Source organism: Leucobacter aridicollis (assembly GCF_013409595.1).
GTDB lineage: Bacteria > Actinomycetota > Actinomycetes > Actinomycetales > Microbacteriaceae > Leucobacter > Leucobacter aridicollis.
In genome coordinates this window covers 2030449-2055519 of sequence record NZ_JACCBD010000001.1, presented here as the reverse complement: position 1 = coordinate 2055519, position 25071 = coordinate 2030449, and the positions used below count along the sequence as shown (strand labels likewise).

Annotated in this window: 28 protein-coding genes and 1 tRNA gene; 6 read left to right on the top strand and 23 right to left on the bottom strand. The window is 68.7% G+C overall.

Annotated features, from left to right (window positions below; genetic code table 11):
- Positions 1 to 114 precede the first annotated feature (114 nt).
- From BJ960_RS09520 to fepB, 8 genes are all read right to left on the bottom strand, one after another.
- The gene (locus BJ960_RS09520; protein ID WP_185987117.1) at positions 115 to 750 is read right to left on the bottom strand and encodes a response regulator; all 636 of its coding nucleotides are present in this window, start codon (positions 748 to 750) and stop codon (positions 115 to 117) included.
- Positions 747 to 2219: a sensor histidine kinase gene (locus BJ960_RS09515; RefSeq protein WP_202229145.1), complete on the bottom strand. Its 1473-nt coding sequence runs from the start codon at positions 2217 to 2219 to the stop codon at positions 747 to 749. The genes BJ960_RS09520 and BJ960_RS09515 overlap by 4 nt, the downstream gene beginning before the upstream one ends.
- The gene (locus tag BJ960_RS09510) at positions 2216 to 4291 is read right to left on the bottom strand and encodes an MMPL family transporter (protein ID WP_185987116.1); all 2076 of its coding nucleotides are present in this window, start codon (positions 4289 to 4291) and stop codon (positions 2216 to 2218) included. Before BJ960_RS09510 ends, BJ960_RS09515 begins: the two co-directional genes overlap by 4 nt.
- Before the next feature lie 276 nt (positions 4292 to 4567).
- Complete coding sequence (locus tag BJ960_RS09505; protein ID WP_185987115.1) at positions 4568 to 5425, bottom strand: siderophore-interacting protein; 858 nt, start codon at positions 5423 to 5425, stop codon at positions 4568 to 4570.
- Positions 5422 to 6291, bottom strand: coding sequence for an ABC transporter ATP-binding protein (locus BJ960_RS09500; RefSeq protein ID WP_185987114.1), 870 nt, complete (start codon positions 6289 to 6291; stop codon positions 5422 to 5424). The genes BJ960_RS09505 and BJ960_RS09500 overlap by 4 nt, the downstream gene beginning before the upstream one ends.
- Positions 6292 to 6304: 13 nt before the next feature.
- Complete coding sequence (locus BJ960_RS09495) at positions 6305 to 7333, bottom strand: FecCD family ABC transporter permease (protein WP_307814619.1); 1029 nt, start codon at positions 7331 to 7333, stop codon at positions 6305 to 6307.
- Entirely contained in the window at positions 7330 to 8349 is a 1020-nt protein-coding gene (locus BJ960_RS09490) for a FecCD family ABC transporter permease (RefSeq protein ID WP_307814620.1), read from the bottom strand. The genes BJ960_RS09495 and BJ960_RS09490 overlap by 4 nt, the downstream gene beginning before the upstream one ends.
- 33 nt (positions 8350 to 8382) lie before the next feature.
- A complete protein-coding gene (gene fepB, locus BJ960_RS09485) occupies positions 8383 to 9378 on the bottom strand; it encodes a Fe2+-enterobactin ABC transporter substrate-binding protein (RefSeq protein WP_185987112.1) in 996 nt (331 codons plus the stop codon).
- 88 nt (positions 9379 to 9466) lie between these two features.
- On the opposite strand from fepB, the gene BJ960_RS09480 reads away from it, so the two are divergent.
- Positions 9467 to 10960, top strand: a complete 1494-nt coding sequence (locus BJ960_RS09480; protein ID WP_185987111.1) for an AraC family transcriptional regulator — start codon at positions 9467 to 9469, stop codon at positions 10958 to 10960.
- A gap of 380 nt (positions 10961 to 11340) precedes the next feature.
- Here the strand turns inward: BJ960_RS09480 and BJ960_RS09475 are convergent, their stop codons facing one another.
- The 9 genes from BJ960_RS09475 to BJ960_RS09440 form a co-directional block, all read right to left on the bottom strand.
- Complete coding sequence (locus BJ960_RS09475; protein WP_185987110.1) at positions 11341 to 12144, bottom strand: YidC/Oxa1 family membrane protein insertase; 804 nt, start codon at positions 12142 to 12144, stop codon at positions 11341 to 11343.
- Positions 12141 to 12266, bottom strand: coding sequence for a hypothetical protein (locus BJ960_RS17010; RefSeq protein ID WP_280530441.1), 126 nt, complete (start codon positions 12264 to 12266; stop codon positions 12141 to 12143). Before BJ960_RS17010 ends, BJ960_RS09475 begins: the two co-directional genes overlap by 4 nt.
- An 85-nt stretch (positions 12267 to 12351) precedes the next feature.
- A complete protein-coding gene (locus BJ960_RS09470; RefSeq protein ID WP_185987109.1) occupies positions 12352 to 12687 on the bottom strand; it encodes a hypothetical protein in 336 nt (111 codons plus the stop codon).
- A 48-nt stretch (positions 12688 to 12735) separates the two neighbouring features.
- A complete protein-coding gene (locus BJ960_RS09465) occupies positions 12736 to 13506 on the bottom strand; it encodes a DNA alkylation repair protein (protein WP_185987108.1) in 771 nt (256 codons plus the stop codon).
- A 32-nt stretch (positions 13507 to 13538) separates the two neighbouring features.
- Positions 13539 to 14075 (bottom strand): MarR family winged helix-turn-helix transcriptional regulator, encoded by a 537-nt coding sequence (locus BJ960_RS09460; protein WP_185987107.1) that lies wholly within the window; start codon positions 14073 to 14075, stop codon positions 13539 to 13541.
- Positions 14076 to 14097: 22 nt separating this feature from the next.
- Positions 14098 to 14865 (bottom strand): alpha/beta fold hydrolase, encoded by a 768-nt coding sequence (locus BJ960_RS09455; RefSeq protein WP_185987106.1) that lies wholly within the window; start codon positions 14863 to 14865, stop codon positions 14098 to 14100.
- 146 nt (positions 14866 to 15011) lie between these two features.
- A complete protein-coding gene (locus BJ960_RS09450) occupies positions 15012 to 16109 on the bottom strand; it encodes an alcohol dehydrogenase catalytic domain-containing protein (RefSeq protein ID WP_185987105.1) in 1098 nt (365 codons plus the stop codon).
- Positions 16110 to 16154: 45 nt separating this feature from the next.
- A complete protein-coding gene (locus BJ960_RS09445; RefSeq protein WP_185987104.1) occupies positions 16155 to 16835 on the bottom strand; it encodes a TetR/AcrR family transcriptional regulator in 681 nt (226 codons plus the stop codon).
- Between the two features lie 90 nt (positions 16836 to 16925).
- Positions 16926 to 17372, bottom strand: a complete 447-nt coding sequence (locus tag BJ960_RS09440) for an SRPBCC family protein (RefSeq protein ID WP_185987103.1) — start codon at positions 17370 to 17372, stop codon at positions 16926 to 16928.
- A gap of 186 nt (positions 17373 to 17558) precedes the next feature.
- On the opposite strand from BJ960_RS09440, the gene BJ960_RS09435 reads away from it, so the two are divergent.
- The gene (locus tag BJ960_RS09435; protein WP_185987102.1) at positions 17559 to 17984 is read left to right on the top strand and encodes a helix-turn-helix domain-containing protein; all 426 of its coding nucleotides are present in this window, start codon (positions 17559 to 17561) and stop codon (positions 17982 to 17984) included.
- Between the two features lie 22 nt (positions 17985 to 18006).
- Here BJ960_RS09435 and BJ960_RS09430 read toward each other — a convergent pair whose 3' ends face one another.
- Positions 18007 to 18600 (bottom strand): ClpP family protease, encoded by a 594-nt coding sequence (locus BJ960_RS09430; protein ID WP_121072495.1) that lies wholly within the window; start codon positions 18598 to 18600, stop codon positions 18007 to 18009.
- Positions 18597 to 19301 carry a ClpP family protease gene (locus tag BJ960_RS09425; RefSeq protein WP_185987101.1) on the bottom strand — a complete coding sequence of 235 codons (705 nt, stop codon included), beginning with the start codon at positions 19299 to 19301 and terminating at the stop codon, positions 18597 to 18599. The genes BJ960_RS09430 and BJ960_RS09425 overlap by 4 nt, the downstream gene beginning before the upstream one ends.
- Positions 19302 to 19428: 127 nt before the next feature.
- Between BJ960_RS09425 and BJ960_RS09420 the strand changes: the two genes are divergently transcribed.
- Positions 19429 to 19668 (top strand): hypothetical protein, encoded by a 240-nt coding sequence (locus tag BJ960_RS09420; RefSeq protein ID WP_185988356.1) that lies wholly within the window; start codon positions 19429 to 19431, stop codon positions 19666 to 19668.
- 49 nt (positions 19669 to 19717) lie between these two features.
- Here the strand turns inward: BJ960_RS09420 and BJ960_RS09415 are convergent, their stop codons facing one another.
- Together BJ960_RS09415 and BJ960_RS09410 are read right to left on the bottom strand one after the other, a co-directional pair.
- Positions 19718 to 19900 carry a hypothetical protein gene (locus BJ960_RS09415; RefSeq protein WP_185987100.1) on the bottom strand — a complete coding sequence of 61 codons (183 nt, stop codon included), beginning with the start codon at positions 19898 to 19900 and terminating at the stop codon, positions 19718 to 19720.
- Between the two features lie 32 nt (positions 19901 to 19932).
- On the bottom strand, positions 19933 to 20319 hold the full coding sequence (locus BJ960_RS09410; protein ID WP_185987099.1) for a hypothetical protein: 387 nt from the start codon (positions 20317 to 20319) through the stop codon (positions 19933 to 19935).
- 67 nt (positions 20320 to 20386) lie between these two features.
- Here BJ960_RS09410 and BJ960_RS09405 point away from each other — a divergent pair, with 67 nt between their 5' ends.
- Complete coding sequence (locus BJ960_RS09405) at positions 20387 to 21757, top strand: NAD(P)/FAD-dependent oxidoreductase (RefSeq protein ID WP_185987098.1); 1371 nt, start codon at positions 20387 to 20389, stop codon at positions 21755 to 21757.
- Between the two features lie 96 nt (positions 21758 to 21853).
- Positions 21854 to 22030, top strand: a complete 177-nt coding sequence (locus BJ960_RS09400; RefSeq protein WP_183075224.1) for a hypothetical protein — start codon at positions 21854 to 21856, stop codon at positions 22028 to 22030.
- A gap of 138 nt (positions 22031 to 22168) precedes the next feature.
- Here BJ960_RS09400 and BJ960_RS09395 read toward each other — a convergent pair.
- Positions 22169 to 22253, bottom strand: a tRNA-Leu gene (locus tag BJ960_RS09395).
- Between the two features lie 142 nt (positions 22254 to 22395).
- Here BJ960_RS09395 and BJ960_RS09390 point away from each other — a divergent pair.
- Positions 22396 to 23904: an HNH endonuclease signature motif containing protein gene (locus tag BJ960_RS09390; protein ID WP_185987097.1), complete on the top strand. Its 1509-nt coding sequence runs from the start codon at positions 22396 to 22398 to the stop codon at positions 23902 to 23904.
- Positions 23905 to 23955: 51 nt separating this feature from the next.
- On the opposite strand, the gene BJ960_RS09385 is transcribed toward BJ960_RS09390, so the two are convergent.
- On the bottom strand, positions 23956 to 24798 hold the full coding sequence (locus BJ960_RS09385; RefSeq protein WP_307814621.1) for a TIGR00645 family protein: 843 nt from the start codon (positions 24796 to 24798) through the stop codon (positions 23956 to 23958).
- Between the last annotated feature and the right edge of the window lie 273 nt (positions 24799 to 25071).

Here is a 25071-nt window from a genome sequence, read left to right as displayed (position 1 = left end):
GTGTGAGGTGGGGTTGGTGAGGCGTGGAGAGCGGGGAAGACCGCCGGAGCGTTAGCGCGCGCCGATCAGCCCTCCCGGGATGCCGGGTGGGTCGGGCGGGCCGCGCTGCGTCGGCTAGATCAGGCCGGTCTCCTGCGCGAGGTGGATCGCGCGGGATCGACTATCCACGTCGAGCTTGGTGAAGATGTGGGCGACGTGGCTCTTCACGGTCGCCTCGGTGACGAACAGGGCTCGCGCGATCTCTTTGTTCGCTGCGCCGGTCGCGAGCAGCCGAAGCACTTCGACCTCACGGTCGGTGAGCTTCGGGAGCGGATCACGCATGCCCTTGAGCACGCGCGACGCGATATCGGGGGTGAGAAACATGTCGCCGGCGGCGGCCCGCTCGATCCCCTCGACGATCACCTCGGGAGCGACGTCCTTGAGAAGGTAGCCTGCGGCGCCGGCTTCGATCGCGCCGAGGATCTCGGCGTCTCGGTCGAATGTCGTGAGGATGAGTACTGCCGGGGCGGGCTCGAGTGCACGGAGCGCCGCGGTGGTCTGGATCCCGTCGATCCCGTCGCCGAGTCGCAGGTCACACAGCACGACCTGCGGCCGCAGCTGTTCGGCGAGTGCCACCGCGGCCTCGCCGGTCGCGGCCTCGCCGACGACGGTCACGCCGCCGCCGGTCGTGGTGACGCCGCTGTCGAGCACCGCGCGCAGCCCGCTGCGTACGACCGGGTGATCGTCGACAAGGAGCACGGTGATGGTCATGAGGGCTCCTCGTCTGCGCTGGGAACGCTGGGAATGCCGGGAACGTTGGGAATGCCGGGATCGCTGGGAAGGACGCGGTCGGCTGGAATGGTGCGGTCGGTGGGAGCGGTGCGGTCTACGGCGCCACCGCCACCGCCACCGGCACCGGCATCGGCACCACCCGCACCGGCGGCCCCGGCACCCGCACCACCGGCACCACCCGTACCGTGCCCGGCCTCTCCGGGGCGGTCTGCAGTGCGGATCGGGAGGTGCGCCGAGAGCGCGGTGCCGTCGCCGGGGCTGCTCTCGATGTCAAGGCCGCCGCCGAGCTCGCGAAGCCGGTTCCGCATGAACCGGAGCCCGTAGCTCGACGCCCCGGTCGCGGGGCTGTGCTCCCACTCGGCGACGTCGAAGCCTCGCCCGTCGTCGATGATGTCCATGCGCACCGCGTCGCCGGCGTCGATGAGGCTCACGACGACCCGCGTCGCTGCCGCGTGGAGTCGCACGTTTGCGAGCGCGGACTGTGCGCTGCGCAGCAGCGCGACTTCAACCTCGGTCGGCAACAGCGGCAGCGTGTCGTCGGCGTGCAGTTCGGCGTCGATCCCTGCCTCCTCGCGCGCCCGATCGAGCATGCGTTCGAGGGCAGCGGCCAGGGCGCCGTCCTCCAATTCAGCTGGGAGGAGCTCTGCGACGATCCTCCGGACGTCGGCGAGACTGTCGCCTGCGAGGGTCTCGACCTGCGTGAGCGAGAGCGCCGCCGCGGGATCCTGGGTGCGGCTGCTCGCCGCGTGCGCGAGCAGCCGGATGGACGAGAGCGCCTGCGCGATCGTGTCGTGGATGTCCCTGGAGATCCGGGTGCGCTCGGCGATCGCTCCGGCCTCGCGCTGCGCGACGGCGAGCTCGTCCTGCAGCTCCGACATCTCGGCGTGCGCGAGCTTCAGCGAGGTGACAAGTCGTTCCCGCTCGGCGGCCTCGTGCAGCAGCTGGAGGTAGCCGCGCGAGATCCCGAAGGCGAAGATCCCGCCGATGAGCGGACCGAAGAGGTTCGCGTAGCTCGTCGTGCCGTGGTGCAGGATCGGGGCGATGGCCACGACCGCGAACACGAATGCGGAGAACACGAGGCCCCAGCGCAGCGGAAGCAGGTGGCCCGCGAGCAGCCAGAGCAGGAACGCGAGCCACACGAACTCTGAGGAGACGGTGACGGCGGCGATCCAGACCGCTGCGAACCCGACCAGCCACCAGACGACGGCGTTCCGCGATGATGTTTTGCGTGGCAGGAAGGCGCCGGCGGTATGCCAGGCGAGGACCGCGATCCCGGCGACAACCGCGGCCGGGGCGGGGACGCCGTCGCCGATCGCGCGGATCGCCCCGATGATCGCGAGCGCGAGTGCGATGAGGTGCTGGCCAATCTCCATCGCCCGCACGGTCGGCTCGGACGCCCGCCCGCGGGGCGCGTGCCCGCCGGACAGCGGCGCGTCTACAAGGCTCATGGTTTCATTGTCCCCTGTGCGGCGGGCTTTCGGGGCAACCAGATGCGATCGCCCATAAGCGTGAAGAGTGCGGGAACGATGACGGTACGCACGACGAGGGTGTCCACGAGCACGCCGACGCCGACGATGAGCCCGAGCTGCCCGAGCGTCACGAGCGGCAGCACGCCGAGCGCGGCGAAGACCGCCGCGAGCACGATGCCGGCGCTCGTAATGACGCTGCCGGTGTGCGCCACCGCCTCGATCATGCCGTCGCGGGTGCCGTGCTGGGTCGCCTCGGCGCGGGCGCGGTGCACGAGGAAGATCGTGTAGTCGATGCCGAGCGCGACGAGGAACAGGAACGCGAGCAGCGGCACCTGCAGGTCGAGCGCGTGCTGCCCGAACACCACGCGGCTCAGCCACGCGCCGGCGCCGATCGCCGCGATCGCGCTCGCAAGATTCACCACGAGCAACAGCGCCGGAGCGACGAGGGAGCGCAGCAGGATGGCGAGCACGAGGAAGCTGATCGCGAGCACGAGTGGCGCGATGAGCAGGAGATCCTGTTGGCCGCCGGCACGGGCGTCGACGTCGGTTGCGACGGCGCCGCCGACGAGCGTGTCCGGGATGTCCGAGACCGCGTCCCGGAGCTCGCCGATCTGCGCGAGGCTCTCCTCGCTGCTGGGCTGGTATTCGCTCGTCACCATGATCTTGGTGAGCGCGCCGTCGGCGCTCTCTCCAATTGGGTGCGCGCGCACGACGCCGTCGACGTCGCTCACCGCGTTCACGGTGTCCCGCGCGGTCGCAGTGTCGGTGACGATCAGGATCGGCTGCGCCTCACCGGCTGGGAAGTGCGCCGAGAGTGTTTCGAGACCGCTCGCCGATTCGGAGCCGCCGCGGAACTTCTCGACCTGGTCGAGCCCGACCGTGGTGCCGACGAGGCCGGCGGTCATGACGCCGAGGAGAGCGAGGCCAGCGAGGAGGCTCACGACGGGGCGGCGGGACACATGGGTCGCGATCCCGCGCCACACGCCGCGGCGGGCCTGGGCGGCCTCCGATCCGGCGGCAGCGGGCTTCGGGACGAACGGCCAGAACACCTTCCTGCCGAAGATCGCGAGCAGTGGCGGCAAGAGGAACAGGACCGCGCCGAGCGCGATCACGAGCCCCAGCGCGGACGACACCCCGAGCCCGTGGGTGCCGGGGATGACGGCGAGCGCGAGGGTGGCAAGCGCGGCGACGACGGTGACGTTCGAGGCAAGGATCGCGGGCAGCGACTTCCGCCACGCCGCACTCAGTGCGGCCCGGTGATCGTCGGTGTGCAGCAGCTCCTCGCGGTAGCGCGAGATGAGGAGGAGCGCGTAGTTCGTGCCCGCCCCGAACACGAGCACGCTGATGATGCCCGCATCAAACTGCAGGTCCCAGGCGGCGCCCGCGGCCGCCGTGACGCGGCCCGCGAGGCCGTCGGCAAGCGCGACGACAACGAGCGGGACGAGCCAGAGCACGGGGGAGCGATACGTCACGATCAGCAGCACCGCGACGATGAGGATCGTGACGAGCAAGAGCGTGAAGTCGGCGCCCTCGAACGCTGCGGCGATGTCGGCGCCGAACGCCGGGCCGCCGGTCACCTGCAGAGTGACCCCGGGAAGCGCGTGGTCGGCGAGATCGGCGCGGAGGTCGCCGATCACCTCGGCGGTGTCGGTGTTGGTCTCGCCGACAGTGATGGGCGTGACGAGCAGCGCCGCCTTGCCGTCGTCGCTGAGCATCGGCCCGGCCGGATCGGCGGCCGCGTGCTGCTGCAGGACGGGGAGTAGGGCGGCGAGTGCCTCGGTGTCGGCCTCGGTGAGCGGCCCGCCGTCGCTGCGTTCGGCGACGACGAGTACCGACTGCTGGTCGGCGTTCGGGAACTCGGCGAGCAGCTCGCTCACCCGGGTCGACTCCGAGTCGGCGGGGGCCTGCGCGTTGCGTGCCGGCGCCTGAGCGCTCCCGAAGATGCCGAACATGGCGACGAGAACGAGGAGGACGGCGCTGAGGGAGATCCAGGCCCCACGGCGCGACGTGAGCGCGTCCGAGAAGCGGGGTCGTTGCGGGCTGTGTTCCATACCCTCAACTCCACCAGTGAGCGCGGCCTCTGGCATCGGGGGCGAGGGTGAACTCGGTGTCATCCAAAAGGATGATGCCGGCGGCGCGGCCCGGCCCACCGGCTCGGCCGCGGGTCCAGCCCGGTCCCGCCCGGTCCCGCCCGGTCCCGCCCGGTCCCGCCCACCGCGGGAGTTGGCACTTGTTGTCGTTTGCGGACATGCATGGCGACAACAAGTGCCAACTGTTGAGGGCGCAGCCCCGCTGCTGTGGAATCCCTTTGGGCTGGCCGACCCGCGCTAGATCGCGAGCGCGAGGTCGTCGAGGTCGTGCACGGAGCGCCCCTCGGCGAGCGCCACCTCATAGGCCTGCAGGCGCTGCGTATCGATCTGCGTGTTCGTGGCGCCGCGCTTCCAATACCCGAACACCGCCACGTCGTCTTTCGCGAGGCCGTGATCGTTCCGGAAGAACGACCTCACCGCGCGCATCTCGTCGCGCTCGCCGGCGCCCCAGACCACGACCGGTCCCGGGTGCGGCAGCGTTGCGAGCTGGTCGACGTACCCGGTGCCCGGCGCGATGCGCGTGAGTGTCAGGCCCGGCAGCACCGGCAGCTCGGCGAACGCGGCCTCGTCGCTCGTGGCGACCCAGCCGCGGCCAGTGAGCCCGGCGTCGGCCTGGTCGAGGATCGCGTACAGCGCGGGAATCGAGGTCGCGTCGGCAAAGATGATGGCGTCGCGTCCCCGGGCGTCGGGAATATCGAAGTGGGGGCGCGGACCGCCGAACTTCACGGTGTCGCCGACCGTGAGGGTGTCGAGCCAGAGCATCATCGGGCTCGAGGCGCCGTGACGCACGACGTCGATCTCGACGGTGCCTGCCGCGACGTCTGCGGAGCGGACCGTGTACACGCGGGTCGCGCTCTCGAACCGCTCATCGAGGTAGAAGCGGAGTGCGACGTTCGGGCGCACCCAGTTCGGCTCGCCCGCGAGGTCCGGGATGCTGACGACGACGCGCGCAAGCTCGGGGGTGACGTCCGCGAACGACTCGACCGTGGCCGTGCCGAGTTGGAGCCCGCGGTTGTGATCCTCCGACTGCGTTGCCGCGGAGGTGATGAGCTGCGACGTGCCCGTCGCGGCTGGCTGGTGCTGTGTGTCGGTCATGCTGACTCCTGTTCTGCCGCGAACGGTTCGCGGCGTGGTGATGGGCGGGAAGCGTGTGGGCGGGTCTCCCGCGGCACGATGAGTGGCCGGCCGGTTTCGGGATCGTCGATGACGACCGCCTCGAGATCGAACACCTCTCTGAGGAGGTCCGGGGTGATGAGCGACTCGGGCGGCCCCTGCGCGACGATCTCGCCCGCGCGCATCGCAACGATGTGCGTCGCGTAGCGGGCTGCGAGGTTGAGGTCGTGCAGCACGGCGACGAGCGTGCGCCCGCCGGCGTGCAGTCGCGAGCAGAGATCGAGCACGTCGACCTGGTGCGAGATGTCGAGGTACGTTGTCGGCTCGTCGAGCAGCAGGATCGGCGTCTCCTGGGCGAGGGCCATCGCGAGCCAGGCGCGTTGCCGCTGGCCCCCACTGAGCTCCTCCACGAGGCGTTCAGCGTGCTCAGTCATCTCGACCTCCGCGAGCGCCCGAGTCACCGCAGCGTCGTCCGCGGCGCTCCACTGCCGCAGGATGCTCTGGTACGGGTTTCGGCCGCGCGCGACGAGGTCGGCGACGGTGATCGCTGTCGGAGTCGCTGGCGCCTGCGCGAGCGTGCTGATGCGTCTCGCGACCTGCTTGGTGCGGAGCCGTGCGAGGTCCGCGCCGTCGAGCGAAACGACGCCGCTCGCTGGCCGCAGCATGCGCGACAGCGCCCGTAACAGGGTCGACTTGCCGCAGCCGTTCGGACCGATGATGACGGTGAATCCTGCGTGCGGGACGGTGAGCGAGAGCCCGTCGATGACGGAGCGAGGGCCGTACCGGAGCTCGAGGTCGGCGACCGCGAGCCCGGGCGTGAGCGAAAGTACAGTGTGTTCGTGTGACAACGTGAGGCTCCGTTCAGATGCGTCTGGCGAGCAGCCAGAGCAGGTAGATGCCGCCGAGCAGGCTCGTGACGAGCCCGACCGGGGTGCGCATGCCGACGTCGAGGTTCTGCGCGAGGAGGTCGGCGCCCGTGAGCAGCACGGCGCCGACGAGCGCGGAGAGCCCGACGAGCACGCCAGGGACGGGGGCGAGTGGCCTGGCGATGTGGGCCGCTGCGAACGCGATGAACGCGATGGGGCCCGCGACGGCGACCGCTGCGGCCGCCGCGACGACCCCGACGACGAGCGAAGCGAACCTGATGCGCTCAACGCGAACCCCGACGCTGTGGGCAGACTCGTCGCCCATCTCCATGAGCGCGAGGCTCCGCCCGAACCCGAGCAGAACGGGCGTGACGAGCGCGAGGGCGGCGACCGCGATGCCGGCGTGCAGCCAGCCGCGGCCGAGCAGTGATCCGGCGCCCCAGAGTTGCGCGACCATCGCATCGTCGATGTCCGCGCGCGCGATGAGCAGCGAGGAGAACGCGCTCACGACCGCGCCAACCCCGATCCCGACGAGCACGAGCCTGAGCCCGCCGGTGACACCGTCCCTGCGGGCGAGGAAGTAGACGGCGAGCGCGGTGACGATGCCGCCAACGATCGCGGCCGCGGCCGTCGCGAGCATGCCGCCCCCAACCACCACGATCTGGAACACCGCGCCCGTCGCGGCCCCCGACGTGAAGCCGATGATGTCGGGCGAACCGAGCGGATTGCGCGACAGCGACTGGAACACGGCGCCGCTCATGCCGAGCAGCGCGCCGACCGCCGCCGCCGTGAGCGCGCGGGGGAGTCGCCTACCGAGCACCGAGCGTGTGAGCGAGGGCTTCGCCTCACCGGTGAGCACCGAGACGAGGTCGCCCGGGCCGAGGCGCATCGTGCCGATCATCAGGGACGCGATGATCGCGACAACGAGCACCGCCGCCGCGATGAGGCTGACGGTGACGAGGCGCGGGCGGATCCGGATCGAGAACTCACCGACCCGGACGATGCGGCCAGAGATTGCGGTCACAGAGCGGCCACCTTTCGAGAGCGGACGAGGGCGACGAACAGCGGGCCGCCGAACAATGCCGCCGCGACGCCGGTCTGCAGCTCCGCCGGCGCGACAACCACGCGGCCGAGCGTGTCGGCGACGACGAGCAGGGTCGCGCCGAGCAGCATCGCAGCGGGGAGCAGCCGACGGTGCTCGTTGCCCGTGAAGAACCGGGCGATGTGCGCGGCCCCGAGCCCGATAAACCCGATCGGCCCTGCGGCGGCGGTCGCGGCGCCCGCGAGCAGCACCACGGCCACGGCGGCTCCGATGCGGGCCCCGAGGGCGTTCGTGCCAAGCGCCGTCGCGACGTCGTCACCGAGGGTTAGCGCGTTCAACGGCGAGATGAGCGCGAGGCTCAAAGCAACGCCAGCCGCGACGAACGGCAGCACCGTCACCGAGACGCCGAAGTCTCGGCCCTGCAGCGAGCCGATCGCCCAGAACCTGAAACTGTTGAACGCGGCGTCGTTGCTCAACAACACCATCTGGGTGAGGGCGCCGATAACGATGCTGACTGCGGTGCCCGCGAGGGCGATCCTCACCGGGGTGCCCGCGTTGCCGCGGGAGCTGCCGAGCAGATAGACGAGCGCGGCCGCGCCCGCGGCGCCGGCGAACGAGAACCAGATGTACCCGCTCACGTCGGTGATCCCGAGAAACGCGATCGCGAGAACGACAGCGAACGAGGCCCCGGCGTTCACCCCGAGGATGCCAGGGTCGGCGAGCGGGTTGCGTGTGACGGACTGCATGAGCGTACCTGCGAGCCCGAGCGCCGCGCCGACGATTACCCCGAGCGCGATCCGCGGTAACCGCGACAGCACGACCACGAGGTGATCGTTGTTCGCGGGATCATACGCGACGAGCGCATCGATCACCCGGGCCGGCGGAATCGGGTTCGAGCCGAGGCCAATGCCCACAACGGCCGTCACCGCGAGCAGGGTCGCGCTCGCCGCCAGCAGGATCGCGGTGCGGCTCGCCGCGGAGCGCCGTGGGGACCCCACGGCGCTCCGTTCGGACAGTGTAGCTGGCACGCGCTAGGCCGAGAACGTGTCGACGAGAAGCTCGACGGTCAGCTTCGCGCTGTAGTAGTCGAGGCGGAACGACTGTGCGCCCATTGAGTACACGTTGTCGCTCGTGAGCGCGGGAAGGTTCTTCAGCAGCGGATCCTTCGCAAACTCGGCGACGGGGTCGCCGCCGAGCATCGCGACGATCATGATTGTCTCGGCGTCGGCGAGGCCATCGGGGGCGTTCTCGCTGGTGAGGATCCCGACGCGGCCACCCTGGCCCTCGGTGAGGAACTCTTCGCGCGGCGGCTGGTAGTCAAACCCAAGGGAGCTGAGCAGCATCGCCTGCGGGCTCGCCGGGTCGAATGGCCACGATCCCTCGGGGCCCATGTAGACGAGCGCGGTCGTCGGCTGCGGGGGGAGCGTGATCTGCTTCGCCTGGCCCGCGACCCACTCGTCATAGTCCGCGAGCACCTCGGCGGCCTTCGATTCGAGCCCCGTGATCTCGGCGATCTGCTCGGTGAGCTCCTGCCAGGTGGCGTCGCCGTAGTCGAGGAGTACCGTGGGGGCGATCTCTGACAGCTGATCGTACGCGTCGGCGGTGCTGTCGCCGCCGTTCGCCGAACCGATGATGAGGTCGGGCTCAAACTGATCGACGGCGTCGATATCGAGCTCGAGATCCTTGTACGCGACCTCAACGCCGCGGTCGATAGCGACGTCGGCCCACTGGGTGAAGAAGCCATTCTCGTCGGAAAGCGGGCTGACGGGAGCGGCTCCGGTCGCCACGATCGGCGCGTCGAGTGAGAGCAGGCCGCCGGTGATCGACGGCGCGACCGATACGATGCGGAGCGGCTGCTCGTCGATCGTCGTGCTGCCGGCGGCGTGCTCGATCGTGCGGGGCCACGCGCCGCCGGTCTCAGCGGCCGCGGCGTCCGAAGCGGTCGAGTCTGAGGCGGCTGGGCTGCAGCCGGCGAGCAGCAGGGCGGCTGCGGTGAGGGCAGCGAGGGTGGGCAGGCGTCGTGCCATGCGGGAAACCTCCGAGTGTTCCTGGTGTTGTGTGGCGGCACAGCGGTGCGCGCTATCCTCAAAGTTAGCCAAGCCTTACTTTCATCTGTTGATTGGAAATGACACCGTGTTACCAGCCGTTCAGCTGCCGCCCGTGCGGCTCTCGGAGCCGATGCTCTATGCCGTGCTGCGCGGCTCAGCCGAGGTGCGCGTCGGCGGCGAACTGCTGCGCCTGAACGCGCAGGACGGCGTGTGGGTGCCCGCCGGCGATCTCGTCTCAGTCAGACCGGCCCGCGGCGCGATCGTGCTGCCGATACCGGTGGCGGGCGGCGGGAGGACCGTCGCGACGCGCCTCCACGTGCCCGAGGCGTCACACTCCAACCTGCTGCACGCCTTCGCCGACGTGCTGGGGCATCTCGACGGCGCGACCGGTCCGGCCAGGCTCGAACTTTCGGGCGGCGGCCCCGAGCCGCTCGCGCCGCCGCCCGCGCCCGCCTCCGCAGAGCTGGGACGCCTCGCCGTGCTCCTCGCTGAGCAGCCGGGAACCCGTCTGGCAGAGGCCGTTGCCCGGACCGTCCCCGGGTGGAGTGTGCGCACCGTCCAGCGGCGGTTTCTCGCGGAGACGGGATGGACCGTCGCGGCATGGGTGCGGCGCCAGCGGGTGCGCACGGCCGCGCGGCTGCTCGCCGACGATCGCGATATCGAATGGGTCGCACACAACGTTGGCTACAGCGGGGTGCCCGCGTTCAGCCGAGCATTCGCTGAGGCGACCGGGCTCTCCCCAGGGCAGTGGCGGATCCGCGCCGCCTCGGCGAGCATGCAGGTGACGCGCGCGGAGATCGGGAGTGGGGCGGGGATCGACGCGGCAGACCGCCGGACGTGGACCCGGGTGAACGGCGCGCATGTCGCTGTGTGGGCCGCCCTTGGTGGTGCCGATCTCGTCGTCGGCAGTCGGCGCATCGCGCTCGCGGAGGGCGACGCCGTCGTCATTCCGGCGGGAACACCGAACGAGTTCAGCATTCCGCGCGGTTCGCTGCTCGTGCCGCTCGGGTTCCGCTCGGCTCGCACAGGGCCAGTGGGGGCGCCCCTCCGGCCCGCGGCGGTCGGCGGGCTCTGGACCGCCGGGCTGGTGGAGTCCGTGCTGGCGAGTTACACGAACGTGGGCGTCGTTGAGGTCGATCCTGATCGCGGATTCGCTGCCGCGCTCGCGGGCTCGGACCGCTCGCCGATCACGGACGATGACCTGCTGCTGGGCCGCGTCGCGAACCTCTACGCGCGCGAGCCGTACCTGCGTATGGCGGATGCCGCCGCGCGCCTCGGCGTCGACGAGCGCGCGCTTGGCGGCACCGTGCAGCGGCGGACCGGCGTGCAGTTCGCCGCGTGGCTGCGGCTGCTGCGCATGACGCGGGCGCGCAACCAGCTCGGGGACGGGGACACCCCCTCAGAGATCTCCCGCGGGCTCGGGTACGCGCACCTGCCCGCGTTCTCGCGGGCGTTCCGAGCGGTGCACGGCGCAGCGCCGGCCGGGCTGGGGGTGCCGAACCTCCGGCCGACGCGCGCAGCCTGGGGCCGCGAGGCGCGGGTGCCGACGACGGCGCTGTAGTCCCGCGGGGGACGGGTTGGGCCGGTCCGGGCCGGTCCGGACTGCCCTGCCTTGCGGTCGTGCCCTCCGGTCCTTCCCTCCGGTCCTGCCCACCGGCCCGCCCCACCGGCCGGCCCCGCCTGGTCCGCCCGGTTCACCCGGCCCACCCGGGCCTGTCGGCGGTCCGGCCCGCCCGCCGACCCCGGGGAGTTGGCACTTGTTGTCGTCTGCGCGCACGTATGGCGACAACAAGTGCCAACTGAGATGGCTGGATGGCTGGTGTGGCTGGGTGGCCGGGTGGCTGGGCGGCTTGGGGTGGGTGAGGTGGCTCGGGTCCGGGGTCCGGGGGTCCTGGGGTCCTGGGGTCCTGGGGGCCTGGGGCCCTTGGCCCGAGACCGCCGTCAGGCCGTCTTGCCACCCTCCGCGGCCCTGCGCTGTGCGCTCGGGAGGGTGCCATAGATCTTCCCGAGGATGAGCCGTTCGAACAGCGTCCACGTCGTTGTCGTCGCGAGGTACAGGGCGGCAGCGAGCGGCACGATCGCCGCGATTACGACGGTGATGAACGGCACGAAGCTCATCATCTTCGTCATGCCGCTCAGGTCCGGCATGCCCACGGGGAGATTGGCGGGCTTGGCCGCAGGCTCGGGGGCCGGCGGTGTGAGGAGCTTCCGGGAGGTCTGCGTCACCGCCCCGATGAGCACGATAATCGCTAGGCCGACGATGACGTGCGTGAGGGTCACGGTTCCGGTCCCCACCCGCGCGGCCAACCCCGCGTCGAGCGGGATGCCAAGGAACGTCTTCGTGAGCAGCTCGTTCGGGTGGCCGTCGATCTCGGGCAGGATGAACAGCCCGTAGACGGCCATAAGCACCGGGGTCTGCGCGAGCACGGGCAGGCACCCCGCGAAGGGCGACGCCTTCTCGCTCGCGTAGAGCTCCATGGTCTTCCGCTGGAGCACCTCCGGGTTCTTGTACTTGCGCTGCAACTCGGCGAGCTTTGGCGCGATCCGCTGGCGGGCGACGGTCGCCTTCACCTGCGACCGGCCGACGGGGATAAGCACGAGCCGCACCGCGAGGGTGAGCAGGATGATCGCGATCGCGGCGCTCTGTGCACCAGCGAGTGGTTCGATGAGGTCGCTCAGCGTGGTGACGAGCCAGTAGGCGCCGCGGATGAGCAGTTTGATGGGCAGAAACTCGTAGATGTTCATCGCGCGCCTCCTGCGTGGAAGCTAGCGGCGCCCGCGAGGCGGTGCTTCGCGTCGGGGGCAACGGTCGTGGCGGGCAGCAGTGGTGCCGCCAGCGTTCGGGGTCGCGTGTGCGGGGTCGTCATGGGTGGCTCGTTTCAAGTCGTCGTACGGGGTCGGGAGACCCTTCGAGACGAACGTGCCGCGCGTGTGGCGCTTGGCCCGCACCTGTCAGGCAGTGCGGGTGGTGCGAGTGCGACGTTCGTCCGAAGAGTGGACGACGTGCGACGGGGCGCGTGCCAGCGCCGAGCCCGGGGTTCCCGGGTCTGCCGCGACGCGGAACGTGCGGAACGAGGCCGCCCGAGAACGCGGCGCCGGGGCCAGGGAGGGAACCACAACCGCCGGCCGGCGCGCACGCAGGAACACTGTCATGATCGGCGCGAGTGCGAGGAGGCCGGCGGCGCCGACAAGCGCGACCTGCACGGGCGACTGCGGCCCGGCTGCGCCGAACGCGACGACAGCTGTGAGGAGCGCGAACTGCGTCATCATCCACAGAGAAAGCAGCATGTGTCGCACCTCCAATTCGCGCTCGGGTGATTCAAGCCTACCCCGTAGCTACGGCTTCGCGTCTGCGTGTGTGCCTGACGCACCCACGGTCCGGAGGGCGCGTGAGACGATGCGCCTGGTCTCAGGGACATCGCTCTCTGCGAGCCACCTGCCGCACAGGCTTCGGGCCCAGTCCGGCGCCGTCTTCGAGGCGTCGTTGATCCAGTTCGCGACGGAGTCCTGGACGTATGGCTCGGGATCCGCTCGGAGCGGCTCGAGTAGCGGCTCCCCGAGCTCCGGGTGACGTTTGAGGAGTGCGATGTGCGTCGCCCACACGCCGCGGGGCCTGAGCGCCTCGCTCGCGAATCGCCTGACGTTCGGCCGCGCGTCCACCGTCAGCGGGGTGAGCAGCTCGATCGCGCCGCCGAGGTCTTCGACGAGTCGGGGGCGGAGCGCCATCCAGACCCACTCGCGCACAGTGAACAGGGCATCGTCGACGCGGGGGAGCGCCGCGGCGACAAGCTCCGCGTGGGATGTGTCGCGACGCGCGGCGATGGCAAAGCACCACCAGCCGCGCACGGTGTCCGAGCGGTGTTCGCTCAGCGCCGCAAGCTCGCGCGCAGTGAGGTGTGTCTCGAGGGCGGCGCCGATCGCCGCCATGCGCTTGAGGATCCCGAGCGGCTGCGCGTCCGCCACTGCCGACCGCAGCGCCGGGTCTGCGTCGGGCAGCGTAGCGGCGAGCAGCGCTGCGTGATCGATCGCGAGCGCCTCGGTGAGCGTGCGTGCCTCGGCCGCTCCCGCGTTGAGCGCCGCGAGATGCTCGGCGGTGACGTCGGCCATCCTTGTCGCCCCGCGCGGGGCGCCTCCGCGCGTCACCGAGCACCCTCGGCGTCGAGTGCGTCGAGGTTTCGGTGGAGCGCGTCGAGCGCGGCGAGCGTCGCCCGGGCGTCCGTCGGGGCGATGCCGCGCGAGAGTGCGGTGAGCCAGTCGCCGTAGAGCGGGGCGATGCGCTCGAGGGCCGCGGATCCTGATTGGGTGAGTTCGATCGATGAGGATCGGCGGTCGCTCGCACTGCTGCGCCGCATAATGTATGCCTGCCGCTCGAGGCCGTCGAGGAGGCTCGTGACGGCCGCCCGCGTGACCCCGAGGGAGTCGGCGATGAACGCTGGGGTCGCCCCCGGGTGGCGTGCGGTGACGAGTAGGACGCTGAGGCGCCCCTCGGTGAGCTCGAACGCGGCGAGCTGCGCCGCGCAGGCCCTGTCGATGCGCGATGCGGTGTGCAGCAGCGCCATGACGAGCTCGGCGTTGTTGCCGCCTGCGATGTTGCCGTCGGCGCTGCTGCCGCGTGCGTCGCTGAGTCCAGCGTGCTCGAGGAGCAGGGTGTGCTTGTGGTCCAGAAGAGAGTTCATTAAGGACCATACTATTAGGCGGTTAACTAGTTTGCTGGCGGCGGTGCGCGCGACGAGCAACAAACTCGAGAATCATGGATGCCACCGGTTCCGGGCTCTTGATGACGGCCTCATGTCCGCGATCCGGAATCTCCTCGTACTCTGCATCGGGGAGCGCGGCCGCGACTTCCTGCACCCAGTCGCGCGGGCACACGTGATCGGTTTCGCCTCGCATGACGAGCGTGGGCGTGGCGATGTGCGGGCAGACGTCCTCGATGCGGTGGTCGAGCATGAGGCGCAACTTGTTTGCGAACCACAGCGGGCTGGTCTTCGCGTACTCGACGACGCCCTCGACGAGTACCTTGGGAGACTCGCCGTAGAGATCCTGGACCATGCGTGCGGCCTGCTTGGTGGCGCTGCGCTCGTGCCTGTTGATCGTTGGGGCGATGAGTACGAGCGTGTCGATGCTGTCGGGAAACTGCCGCGCGATCTCGGCCACGATCTGGGTGCCCATGGAGTGGCCGACGAGCGTGACATCGCCGGTCGCCTGGCTCGCGATGAAGCGCTCGATGAGCTCGGCGTTGTCCTGGATCGTGGCCTTGGTCCCGGGCTCGGGGGAATCGCCGAAGCCGGGCAGGTCCGGCACGAGCACGCCGCCCTGCGCCGTGAGTACCTCCGCGACCTCGTCGAACACGATGCGGCCCATGCCGATGCCGTGAATGAGCACGAACGTGCGGGAAGTGGGGCCCGGGTAGCTCGAGAACTTCATCGTGTAGCCGCCGTGCTCGAACGTGTGATCTGCGTGCGCCATGCCTCATACAGTAGCGGTGCGAGGGGCGCGTTGTCGCGACGGGTCGCCCTGGTGTCGCTGGGTGACGGTTGCGCGACGGGGCGGAGCCCGGACGGCGCGCGGGGGAGATTGGCCCTCGCGCCGTCCGGGCGGTCTATGCGTCCGGATTAGAACGACGTGATGACGCTGCGTATGACCTCGCCGCGCTTGAGCGCCTCGTAGCCCTCTTCGACCTGATCGATCGAGATCTCCTGCGAGATGAGATCGTCGAGGTTCAGGCGGCCCTGCACGTACATGTCGGCGTACATTGGAATGTCGCGCTTGAGGTTCGTCGAGCCCATCTTCACCGTGCGAACGCCGGCCTGGCCGCTGAGCGACGTCGCGTCCGTCGTGAGCTCGAGCGAGGTGCCGTGGCGGGCAATGCCAATGAAGTACGCGGTGCCGAGCACGCCGCGCATGTCGACCGCCTGCTTCTGCGTCGCCGGGAGTCCGATGATCTCGAACGAGTGGTCGACGCCGCCCTGCGTGATGCGTACGACCTCGGCAACGGGGTCGACCTGCGACGAGTTGATGACGTGCGTTGCTCCGAAGCGCTTCGCGACGGCGAGCTTCTCGTCGCTGATGTCGATCGCGATGATCGTCGTCGCGCCAGCGAGGAGCGCGCCGGAGATCGCATTCAGTCCCACGCCGCCGGTGCCGATGACTGCGACAGAGTCGCCGACCTTTACGCCGGCGGTGTTGATTGCTGCGCCGGCGCCGGTCGAGACCGCGCAGCCAAGGACTGCGGCTTGTGGGAACGGGATCTCCTTGTTCACCACGGCGAGCTGGTTCTCGTGAATCAGCGTACGCTCGGTGAAGCCACCGATGCCGAGCAGTTGCATGAGCGGCTCGCCCGCTTCGGTCGTCATGCGGGCGGGCTCGTCCGCGCTGCGCATTGTTGCCTCTGGATGCGTGCATGCATAGGTGCGCCCAGACAGGCAATCGACGCACGCGCCACAGAACTGGATGAGGCTCGCGACGACGTGGTCACCGACAGCGATGGTCGTGACGCCGGGCCCGACCGCCGAGACGACGCCCGAGATTTCGTGCCCGAGCACCGCGGGGAACACTGCGCTTGGCGACGCGCCCTGCTCGATGTGCACGTCCGACGCGCACAGGCCCGAGGCCTTGACCTCAACAAGTACCTCGCGGCCGATGGGCTCAGCCAGTTCAATGTCCGCAGTCTTGAAACCGTTGCCGACGCCGGTGGTTACCGAAGCCTTCATGGTCACACCTTTCCTAGTAGTGCGGCGTGCGCGGGTTTGCGCACGTCAGTTCTCCCCGCCTCGTGGATGAGGAGCGGGGGAGTCTGGCTGCGACACCCACGCGGGGAGCATCGCAATGAGGTGGGTCACGATCGTGTCGCGGTCCGTCTCGATCGAGCCCGTCACCCATGCGGTCAGGAGGCCGACGAGCGTGTTCGCGATCGCGACAGACGCGACGTATGGGTCGATCCCTGCTGGCATTCGTTCGGGCTCGTGTCCGAGGAGCTGCTCGATGGTCGCGGAGAACGCTCGGACGATCTCGATGTACGCAGCGGAGGCCTGGCCGCCCTCCATGAGCGGACGCAGGGTGTCGCGGTGCTGCCAGAACGCGTCCGCGAGGCGCTCTTGGCCGCCACGGACTGACTCGTTCGTGCGTCCGCCGAGCCTGATGTGCTCGGCGAGGTGAGTATCGGCGAGGCCGACAAACATGTCCCTGATCAGGATCAGCGCGACCTCATCGACCGAGCTGAAGTGGGTGTAGAAGGACGCGCGGCTGATGCCAGCCTCGGCGACGACCTCACGCACGCTCGCGTCGCAGTTGCCCTCGCGGAGGAGCTTGCTGTACCCGGTGACAATTGCGGCCCGGGTGCGCGCTGTGCGCGGGTCGGGTGCACGGAGGATCGGGGATCCGGGCGTGGCCGCATCAGTGTCTCGGGGCGGAGTAGGCGGGGGCGTCGGATGGGGCACGATTTGAGTCTAGGCGATATTTTAGACATGTGTCCAAAAAATCGTGACCTGTTCGCTCGGGGCGCACGTGTGAGGCGGGTGAGCGGGGCGCTAACCTCCGAGGCTTCGAACGAGATGCTCGCCGCGTTCGCGAATGAGTGTGCGCAGATACGGCACGAGCACGAGGCGCTCGGCGAGCTGCCCGAACACGGGGGAGGCGACGGTGATGATGTCGCGCATCACGGTGACGCCGTCCTCGTGCTCGAATCGGTGCTCGTGGCGGAACCGCCGAAACGGGCCGCGCTGCTGCTCGTCAACGAAGACGTTCGGGCGTTCAAGTTCCGTGATCTTCGAGGTCATCGTGAACCACACCCCGAAGTGGCGTCCCCGCCAGGTGACGCTGTCGCCGAGGCGCATGATGCCCGACGTGACGCCCGCAACCGCACGCTCACCGCTCGCGGACATCGAGGCGACATGGGCGTCGACACTGAGGGACGCGTCGAAGAGCTCCTCGAGCGGCACCCGGGCTCGGGTCGTGACGGTGAACGTGCGTGTCATGCGCTCAGTCTGCCAGGAGACGAGTCGCGGCGGTATCGTCAGCGACACGCGCCCGTGGCGCCCGGAGTGGGCTGGGTGCCGCCGGGAGACCGGCGTGCCGATCCGCGTGCCGATCCGCGAGCCGCAGGAATTCTGCTCTGAGCGGAGAAGCTTCGAGCCGAGCGGGGCTCGTGTTTACGATCGGGTATGACCGAGAGCGCCCCCACGACCGTCGCCGGGCATCGACCGGCTGCTCAGCCGCTGCCGCTGTGGCGTCACATGCTCGGGGCCGAGCTGCGCAAGATTCGCCACCGCCGCGGCGAGACCCTCGGGGAGACCGCGCGGCGCGCTGGAGTGTCGCCCCAATACCTTTCCGAGATGGAACGCGGGAGCAAGGATCCCTCGAGTGAGATGATCGCTGCCGTCGCCGGCGCGCTCAACGTCACGCTGCTCGACCTCACGCTCGCCGTCGCGGACGAGCTGCGGGCTGGCGAACTCCGATCCGGATCGTTGACCGCGGTTCCCGCCGCGCGTAATCCGCTCGCCGCTGTTTCCGTGCTGCGCTTGGCGGCCCCGGACGCTCCCTCCGCCGCGGGTGCCGGCCCCGGAGCGGCGCTCGCGCTCGCCGCCTAGCCTGGCCGGGGTCCGCGCCCCGCTACTTCTCGACGATGACGTGATCGATGAGGCCGTAGTTAAGCGCTTCGGAGGCGGTGAAGACGCGGTCGTGATCGGTGTCCCGCCGCAGCTTCTCGACAGGCTGCCCGGTGTGCACCGCGAGCACAGATTCCAGGTCGGTGCGGAGCCGCACGGCCTCGTCCGCCTGCAGGATGAGGTCGGGGATCGTGCCGCGCCTGCCCTCGTTGCTGGGCTGGTGGAGAATCACGCGGGTGTGCGGCAGCGCCATGCGCTTTCCCGCAGCCCCTGCGGCAAGGAGCACCGCGCCCACGCCAACGGCCTGACCCACGCACGTCGTCGCGATGCTTGCCTTGACGTAACGCATGGTGTCATAGATCGCGAGCATCGCGCTCGGGTCGCCGCCAGCGCAGTTGATGTACACGTTGATGTCTGAGTCGGCGCCCGTCGCGTCGAGATACAGCAACTGCGCGATGATCGCGTTCGCAACCCCCGCGTCGATGGGCGTGCCCAGGTATACGATCCGCTCGCTGAGGAGGTGCGAGTAGACGTCCATGATGCGATCGCCGCGCGGGCTCTGTGAGACGACGCTCGGAATCGTGTAGGTCTCGCTCATCGTGCGTCCCCCTGCGTCTGGTCGGTGGCTGTGGTTGTGGCTGTGTCTGTGGCTGTGTTCCTGTGCGGATTTGCGTCGGCGGCGCTGCTGGCACCCGTCGTGAATCCTGCCTGCGCCGCGGTGTGCGGCATGATCGCGTCGAACGACTCGACGATGCCGTCGATGAACCCGTACTCGACGCCCTCGGTCGCGGTGAACCAGTGGTCGTGAAGGGAGTCCTCGAAGACCCGGTCGAGCGGCTGGCCAGTGTCCGCGCTTGTGAGGCCGAGAACGGTGTCGCGTGTGTGCCGCAGGTGGGCCGCCTGGAGTTCGACGTCGATCGTCGTACCGCCGATCCCCGCCGATCCCTGGTGCATGAGAATGCGGGAATGGGGCAGCGCCATGCGCTTGCCGCGGGTCCCGGAGGTCAGCAGGAACTGGCCCGCGCTGTAGGCGATCCCGAGCGCGAGCGTCGATACGTCGTTGGGAATGATCCGGATCAGGTCACGGATCGCCAGCATCGCGGGCACGGAGCCACCGGGCGAGTGGATCCACAGCGCGATGTCGGTGACGGGATCGGCGGCGGAGAGCGAAACGAGCTGGCTCGCGAGCAGCACGCCGTTATCGTCGTCGAGCTCGCCGTCGAGCACGAGCACGCGACGCTCGAAGAGTTCGCGCCGGTATTGGTCGGTGAACAGGGGAGGCTTGGATGATTCGCTCATGCCGCAAGCCTCGCGGGTCATGCGGCGGCGGTCACGCGATTCTGCCAGGGGCGGCTCTGCTGTGAGCGGTGAGCGGGTGGGGCGTGGCCCGGTCCATCCCCGTCGTCGCGGCCATTAGTCTGGCTGCATGGATGAGTATGTGCCGCAAGGGCTCTTCTGGATCTCGTTGGCGCTAGTGAACGCGGGCCTTGCAGAGCAGAAGAACCGATCGAGGTTCTCGTGGTTTCTGCTCAGCTTGGTGCTTGGGCCGTTTGCGACGTTCTATATCGTTGCAGCGGCTGCGCCAACGCCTGCGGCGGAGCCGACGCCTGCTGCGGCACCGAATCCCGCTGCGCCGCAGCCCGCTGGGACGCCTTCCGTTGACTGAAAGCTATGCGGTTTTGGCTGCGCCCGCGCCTAGGAACCCGGCCGCTCGCTTAGGCGCCAGGTACCTTCGTGCCCGGCACTGATGCCGTCAGCGCACGTTGCTCTGCAGCGTGCTTGCGGAGTGCCGACAGTACGGCAGTTCTGATGATCACCCAGAGGGCGGCGATGATGAGGGCGCAGACGAAGAGTTGAATGAATAACGCGCGGGCGAAGAACATGCTGTCTGGATACATAGCCACACCCTAGTTGAGCCCCCGAGCGGGGGCTAGGCGTGGGAACTGTCGCTTGCGGGGCTCGTGGAATCGACGACCCCAAAGAAGCTCGTGCCGACGCCGTAGACGAAAGCGCGTTCCTCACCGGCAGCTGGCTTGGGCAGCTCGCTCGCGTCGTGATGGTCGCAGGCGAGGAACGAGAAGCTGGGCCACCATTTCTTGGGGCGTGCGATCTCCTCGGCCCCGCAGACGGTGCACGTGAGCGCCTGCCAGACGGGCTTCTTGCCCGTGCGGTTCGCCCGCGACTGGACGAGCCACGCCGGCGGGTCGGCGGCAATCTTTTCGAGGTCGACCTTGCTGATTTGTGAGGGGATCCCGTGGCGCTTCGCCATCTCCAACGGAATATCGAGATGGATAGCTGCTTCGTAGCGGGTAGGCATGCCTCCAGGCTACGCTGTTGCGTGGCGCACAGTGGGGTGCGCGCGGACGAATCGAGCGGACTGCAGAATGATTAACGGCAAGGTATCTCACTGGTGGCAACAAGTGGGGGTGCCGGCAGCCCGCCCAGAACTCCCCGGTGCGCTCGCCGCAGACGTTGCGATCGTCGGTGCGGGCTTCACCGGGCTGTGGACCGCGTACTACCTCAAGCGGGAGCGTCCCGAGCTGCGGGTCGTCATTATTGAGCAGCGTCATGCGGGCTATGGCGCCTCCGGACGAAACGGAGGCTGGCTGACGAACGCCATCACGGGCGGCCGTGAGCAGTACGTCGCCGCGCATGGGCGTGACGCTGCCGAACGCTTCCAGCTCGCGATGAATGCGACGGTGGATGAAGTGATCCGAGTCGCCGCAGCCGAGGGCATCGACGCCGACATTCAGAAGGGCGGCGAGTTCAACGTCGCCTACACGCCGGCCCAGGAGGTCAGGATCCGCGCGTTTGCGGAATCCGAGCAGACGTGGCGGTCGACGGACCTGCAATTGCTTGAGGCAGCCGAAGCCACCGCAAAGATCAACGTCGCGAACACGCGTGCGGCGGTCTGGCATCCCCACTCGGCGCGGATCCAGCCCGCGAAACTCGTCAAGGGCCTTGCTGAGGCCGTCGAGCGGTTGGGCGTTGAGATCTACGAGAACACCCGCGCGGTCGAAATCGCCCCTGGCAGCGTACGGACGACGCACGGGGTCGTCACGGCCGATGTGGTCGTGCGCGCGACCGAGGGGTTCACCGCCGGGCTCAAAGGGCTGAAGCGTCTCTGGCTACCGATGAATTCGTCGCTCATCGCGACCGAACCGCTCGACGCCGCGGTATGGGAGGAACTCCGGTGGGATCAGGGCGAGGTGCTCGGCGACTTCGCACACGTCTACATGTACGCGCAACGGACCGCGGACGACCGCATCGCGATCGGGGGCCGGGGCGTGCCGTACAAGTGGGGATCGGGCGTGGATCTCGACGGCGAGACCCCCGCGGAGACAGCGAAGACCCTTGCTGCGATCATGCATAGATTCTTCCCGGCGACGGCCGGCGCGGAGATTGAACACCTGTGGTCGGGAGTGCTCGGGGTGCCGCGCGACTGGGCCGCCACGGTCGGTCTGGATCGGGCGACGGGCCTCGCATGGGCCGGTGGCTATGTCGGCACCGGCGTCACCACGACGAACCTCGCCGGACGGACCCTGACGGATCTCATTCTGGGCAACGAGACACAACTCACGGAGCTTCCATGGGTCGGCCACCGGGTGCGTAAGTGGGAGCCGGAACCGCTGCGGTGGATCGCCACTAAGGGGCTGTACGCGGCGTATGGGGTCGCTGACGCGGCGGAGGATCGGGGACGGCGCACCACTTCGCCCATTGCTACGATCGCGGACGTCGTCACCGGGCGGGGCTAGCGCGTTGCGAGATCGCATCTGCCGCCGGTTTGAGTCCGGTCAGGCGCTCGCCTAAAACGGTAGGTATCTGACAGCACCCACGGGTAACGTGGGAGCATGAACGAAGCAGCGGAGCTCAAGATCGGTGACGACGTCGTAGCGGTGGCTGGCGCTCGGGGGACGATCGTCGACATTAACGACATGTCCAATGGCGAAAAGGTGTACGGCGTGGTCGACGTGAACGGTACAGTTCGGTACTACACAGAGGCTGGCATCAAGCACTTTCAGCTGTAGTCGCTGAGGGGTGGCGTGGCCGCGGACCAGTTTTCGCAGTCGCGGCCGCGGGACAGGTGCAAGGGGTCGTGTGGGCGAATCCGCTGCCGGAAACTAGCCAAGGTGGGCAGCCCCGCGCGGGGCGCTCGCATAGTTGTGTGGTGCGCGAGGGGGGACTTGAACCCCCACGTCCGAAGACACTGGAACCTAAATCCAGCGCGTCTGCCAATTCCGCCACTCGCGCAGGTGCCGTGAACGGCACCGACCCAGACTATCGGGTCGCGCGGGGGAGAAGCGCCACATTGTCTGACGGGTGCCCCGCGATCCTTGTTTTAGGCCACCTGCGCCCGGGTGTGAATGTCGGTGGTTCATGAACTAATAGACACATGCAATCAAATGGGCGATTTTCCAAACTTCAGCTGGTCGAGATCGAGAACGCTATTAGCTCGATTGAGAAGCAAGAAACCAAGAAGCGGCGCCTCGAGGCGGAGCAGTTGGCCGCACTCGCGAGCGCCTTGCAGCGTGTGTTCGGGCGCGGTCGACCGCGGCCAGAATCTGCGGATCGAGAGCTCGCCTACCGATCTCTCAGGCTCGAGGTCGCGACCGCGCTGAATGATAGCGAGCATAACGCTGAGCGGCTGTTGTCGGTCGCGTACTTGTCGCGGGAGTGCTTTGCCACCTCTCTCGAGGCGTTGCATGCGGGGCATATATCGTCCGGCCATCTGCGGGTGATCATCGACGAGGGGTCGCCGCTCTCGGCGAGCGAGGACACTGACGAAGCAGAACGCAGACGATGCTACGAGCGTGAGGTGATCACGTTCGCGCGTGAGGAGACACCGAACAGGCTGCGGCCTATTGCTCGCAGGATCGCGGCCGCATACTCCCAGGAAACGTTGGCGGAACGGCATGAGGCAGCGCTCAAGCGGCGGTGTATCCGCATCGTCGCGCTCGATGACGGAATGGCCGATCTCATCGCGCATCTGCCCGCTGAGGACGCCTACGCAATCAAGGATCGGGTCGCCGCGATCGCCAAACGGACGATCACGGTATCCGGTGGGGCGATGGTGCCATCCTTCGGAAAGCAGTCGCCGGCTCCGACGACGGATGTCGCGGCCAGTGGGGTTGCGCCTGCGCATGAGGCTCCGAACGTCGATCGGCGTTCGCGCGACGAGGTTCGAGCTGACGTGTTCCGTGACTTGCTGCTCGGGCGCACCTTCGACCCTGCCCTCGTCGACGTCGACGTCGACGTCGACGCCGACGCCGACGCGGGCTCAGGGTCGGGCGCCGAGGCGGGCGCGGGCGCCGACGCCGGCACGAAGCGGGGCAACAATCCACACGAGTGGGATCAGGTGCGCGCCCACGTGCAGGTCGTCATCCCGGCCCACGGCGTCCCCGAGCTCGTCGGATACGGGCCGATCGACACCGCGACGGCTGCCGGTCTCGCCGCGGGAGCGCGGGCGTGGGAACGCGTCTCAGTTGATGATGCAGGCCGAGTGATTGCCGTCGATCGGTACAGGCCATCCGCGGAAATGACTCGTTTGCTCATCGCCCGCGATCTGCACTGCCGCGCCCCAGGCTGCCGCGTACCAGCCATCCGATGCGACGTGGACCATACGGTAGACGCGGCGCTCGGAGGGCCCACCTCAACAACAAACCTGGCCCACCTGTGTCGCGGGCATCACACCGTCAAGCACCACACGGACTGGGAAGTCACCCAGGAGCCCGGTGGCGTGGTGAAGTGGACGAGCCCAACGGGTCGTGAGTATCGGGACAAGCCGCCGAGCAGAGTCAGATTCCGCAGAACGAGCGATGAACCCACAGCGCGCGGAAAGCGAGCCGAAAGCGGATCGACCGCCACCCAGGGCACCCCAGTTTCGCACCACGACGAGTTCTAGCGGTCCGAAGCCTCGTGCAGGGCAGACGCTGAGCTACTGAGGGGCGGCTATTTAGGGACGCTGGCCGTCAACAATTTCGGCGCCAGCAGGAAGCTCAGTGCCGGCAGGGACGCGCACGGTCACGAAGCCATCGGCATGCGCGGTCAGAGGCGTTGCCGTCGCAGGTGCCGCCGGTGCAGGCGCAGCCGTTGCAGGTGCTGCCGTCGTGGGTGTTGACATTGCCGGTGACGCGGCATCCGCGCCCGAGAGCTGCGCCTCGATCGCACCGGCGGTGACCTCGTCGCGCTGCACCGCGGGGTGGTGCTGAGCCATCTTGTCGATCCAGGCCAGCGCCAGAGCCGAGACGATGAAGGCGAGGTGGATCATGACCTCCCAGAACACGCCATCGTTCGAGTAGATCACCTTGCCGTTGGGGCCCATGACGAGGCCGTCTTCCATGCGCCCCACCTCGATGAACGTCTTGAGGAGGTGGATCGACGAAATCGAAATGATCGAGACCGCGAGCTTCACCTTCAGCAGGTTCGTGTTCACGTGCGAGAGCCACTCAGGCTCGTCGTGGTGGCCCTCCACGCGAATCTTCGACACGAACGTCTCGTATCCGCCGATGATGACCATGATGAGGAGGTTCGCAATCATGACGATGTCGATGAGCGCGAGCACAGACAGCATCACGTCGGTCTCGGTGATCTTCCCCGAAATGATGACGTTCTCGAACAGGTGCCACAGCTCGACGAAGAACAGCACGACGTAGACACCCTGAGCGATGATCAGTCCGAGGTACAGCGGTGCCTGCAGCCAGCGGCTCGCGAAGATGAACGCTGCAAGCGTGCGAGACGCGGCGCCGGGGCCACGATCAGTACTGCGCTGGATCGGGGGCATCGAGCGGTCGTTCACAGTGGTTCTCCATTGGGCTCAGAGCGAAAAGCTGGAAGCGGCAAAAATAGAGTCATATGTTATCCCAGGGCGCGTCTGTGAGTCTGGGGAGAGCAGAAAGTTTCCGCGATCACGGCGAAAGGCGCGCGCGGCACGGCGGTCGCGGGCTATAGTTGATCACTGCGAAGGGGAGTATTCCACCTCGCTCGTATCGTCAATACGCCGCGCGAAGACCGCGCGACCGGTGCGAGTGCGGCGCAGTCGACAAGGGCAGCGCTGGGAAGAGACTTTCGG

Excerpts from the sequence above, each read along its gene's own strand:
- BJ960_RS09520 (WP_185987117.1), bottom strand. The coding sequence starts at position 750 with ATGACCATCACCGTGCTCCTTGTCGACGATCACCCGGTCGTACGCAGC.
- BJ960_RS09515 (WP_202229145.1), bottom strand. The coding sequence starts at position 2,219 with ATGAGCCTTGTAGACGCGCCGCTGTCCGGCGGGCACGCGCCCCGCGGG.
- BJ960_RS09510 (WP_185987116.1), bottom strand. The coding sequence starts at position 4,291 with ATGGAACACAGCCCGCAACGACCCCGCTTCTCGGACGCGCTCACGTCG.
- BJ960_RS09505 (WP_185987115.1), bottom strand. The coding sequence starts at position 5,425 with ATGACCGACACACAGCACCAGCCAGCCGCGACGGGCACGTCGCAGCTC.
- fepB (WP_185987112.1), bottom strand. The coding sequence starts at position 9,378 with ATGGCACGACGCCTGCCCACCCTCGCTGCCCTCACCGCAGCCGCCCTG.
- BJ960_RS09475 (WP_185987110.1), bottom strand. The coding sequence starts at position 12,144 with ATGAACATCTACGAGTTTCTGCCCATCAAACTGCTCATCCGCGGCGCC.
- BJ960_RS17010 (WP_280530441.1), bottom strand. The coding sequence starts at position 12,266 with ATGACGACCCCGCACACGCGACCCCGAACGCTGGCGGCACCACTGCTG.
- BJ960_RS09470 (WP_185987109.1), bottom strand. The coding sequence starts at position 12,687 with ATGCTGCTTTCTCTGTGGATGATGACGCAGTTCGCGCTCCTCACAGCT.
- BJ960_RS09465 (WP_185987108.1), bottom strand. The coding sequence starts at position 13,506 with ATGGCCGACGTCACCGCCGAGCATCTCGCGGCGCTCAACGCGGGAGCG.
- BJ960_RS09460 (WP_185987107.1), bottom strand. The coding sequence starts at position 14,075 with ATGAACTCTCTTCTGGACCACAAGCACACCCTGCTCCTCGAGCACGCT.
- BJ960_RS09455 (WP_185987106.1), bottom strand. The coding sequence starts at position 14,865 with ATGGCGCACGCAGATCACACGTTCGAGCACGGCGGCTACACGATGAAG.
- BJ960_RS09450 (WP_185987105.1), bottom strand. The coding sequence starts at position 16,109 with ATGAAGGCTTCGGTAACCACCGGCGTCGGCAACGGTTTCAAGACTGCG.
- BJ960_RS09440 (WP_185987103.1), bottom strand. The coding sequence starts at position 17,372 with ATGACACGCACGTTCACCGTCACGACCCGAGCCCGGGTGCCGCTCGAG.
- BJ960_RS09435 (WP_185987102.1), top strand. The coding sequence starts at position 17,559 with ATGACCGAGAGCGCCCCCACGACCGTCGCCGGGCATCGACCGGCTGCT.
- BJ960_RS09430 (WP_121072495.1), bottom strand. The coding sequence starts at position 18,600 with ATGAGCGAGACCTACACGATTCCGAGCGTCGTCTCACAGAGCCCGCGC.
- BJ960_RS09425 (WP_185987101.1), bottom strand. The coding sequence starts at position 19,301 with ATGAGCGAATCATCCAAGCCTCCCCTGTTCACCGACCAATACCGGCGC.
- BJ960_RS09420 (WP_185988356.1), top strand. The coding sequence starts at position 19,429 with ATGGATGAGTATGTGCCGCAAGGGCTCTTCTGGATCTCGTTGGCGCTA.
- BJ960_RS09415 (WP_185987100.1), bottom strand. The coding sequence starts at position 19,900 with ATGTATCCAGACAGCATGTTCTTCGCCCGCGCGTTATTCATTCAACTC.
- BJ960_RS09410 (WP_185987099.1), bottom strand. The coding sequence starts at position 20,319 with ATGCCTACCCGCTACGAAGCAGCTATCCATCTCGATATTCCGTTGGAG.
- BJ960_RS09405 (WP_185987098.1), top strand. The coding sequence starts at position 20,387 with ATGATTAACGGCAAGGTATCTCACTGGTGGCAACAAGTGGGGGTGCCG.
- BJ960_RS09400 (WP_183075224.1), top strand. The coding sequence starts at position 21,854 with ATGAACGAAGCAGCGGAGCTCAAGATCGGTGACGACGTCGTAGCGGTG.
- BJ960_RS09390 (WP_185987097.1), top strand. The coding sequence starts at position 22,396 with ATGCAATCAAATGGGCGATTTTCCAAACTTCAGCTGGTCGAGATCGAG.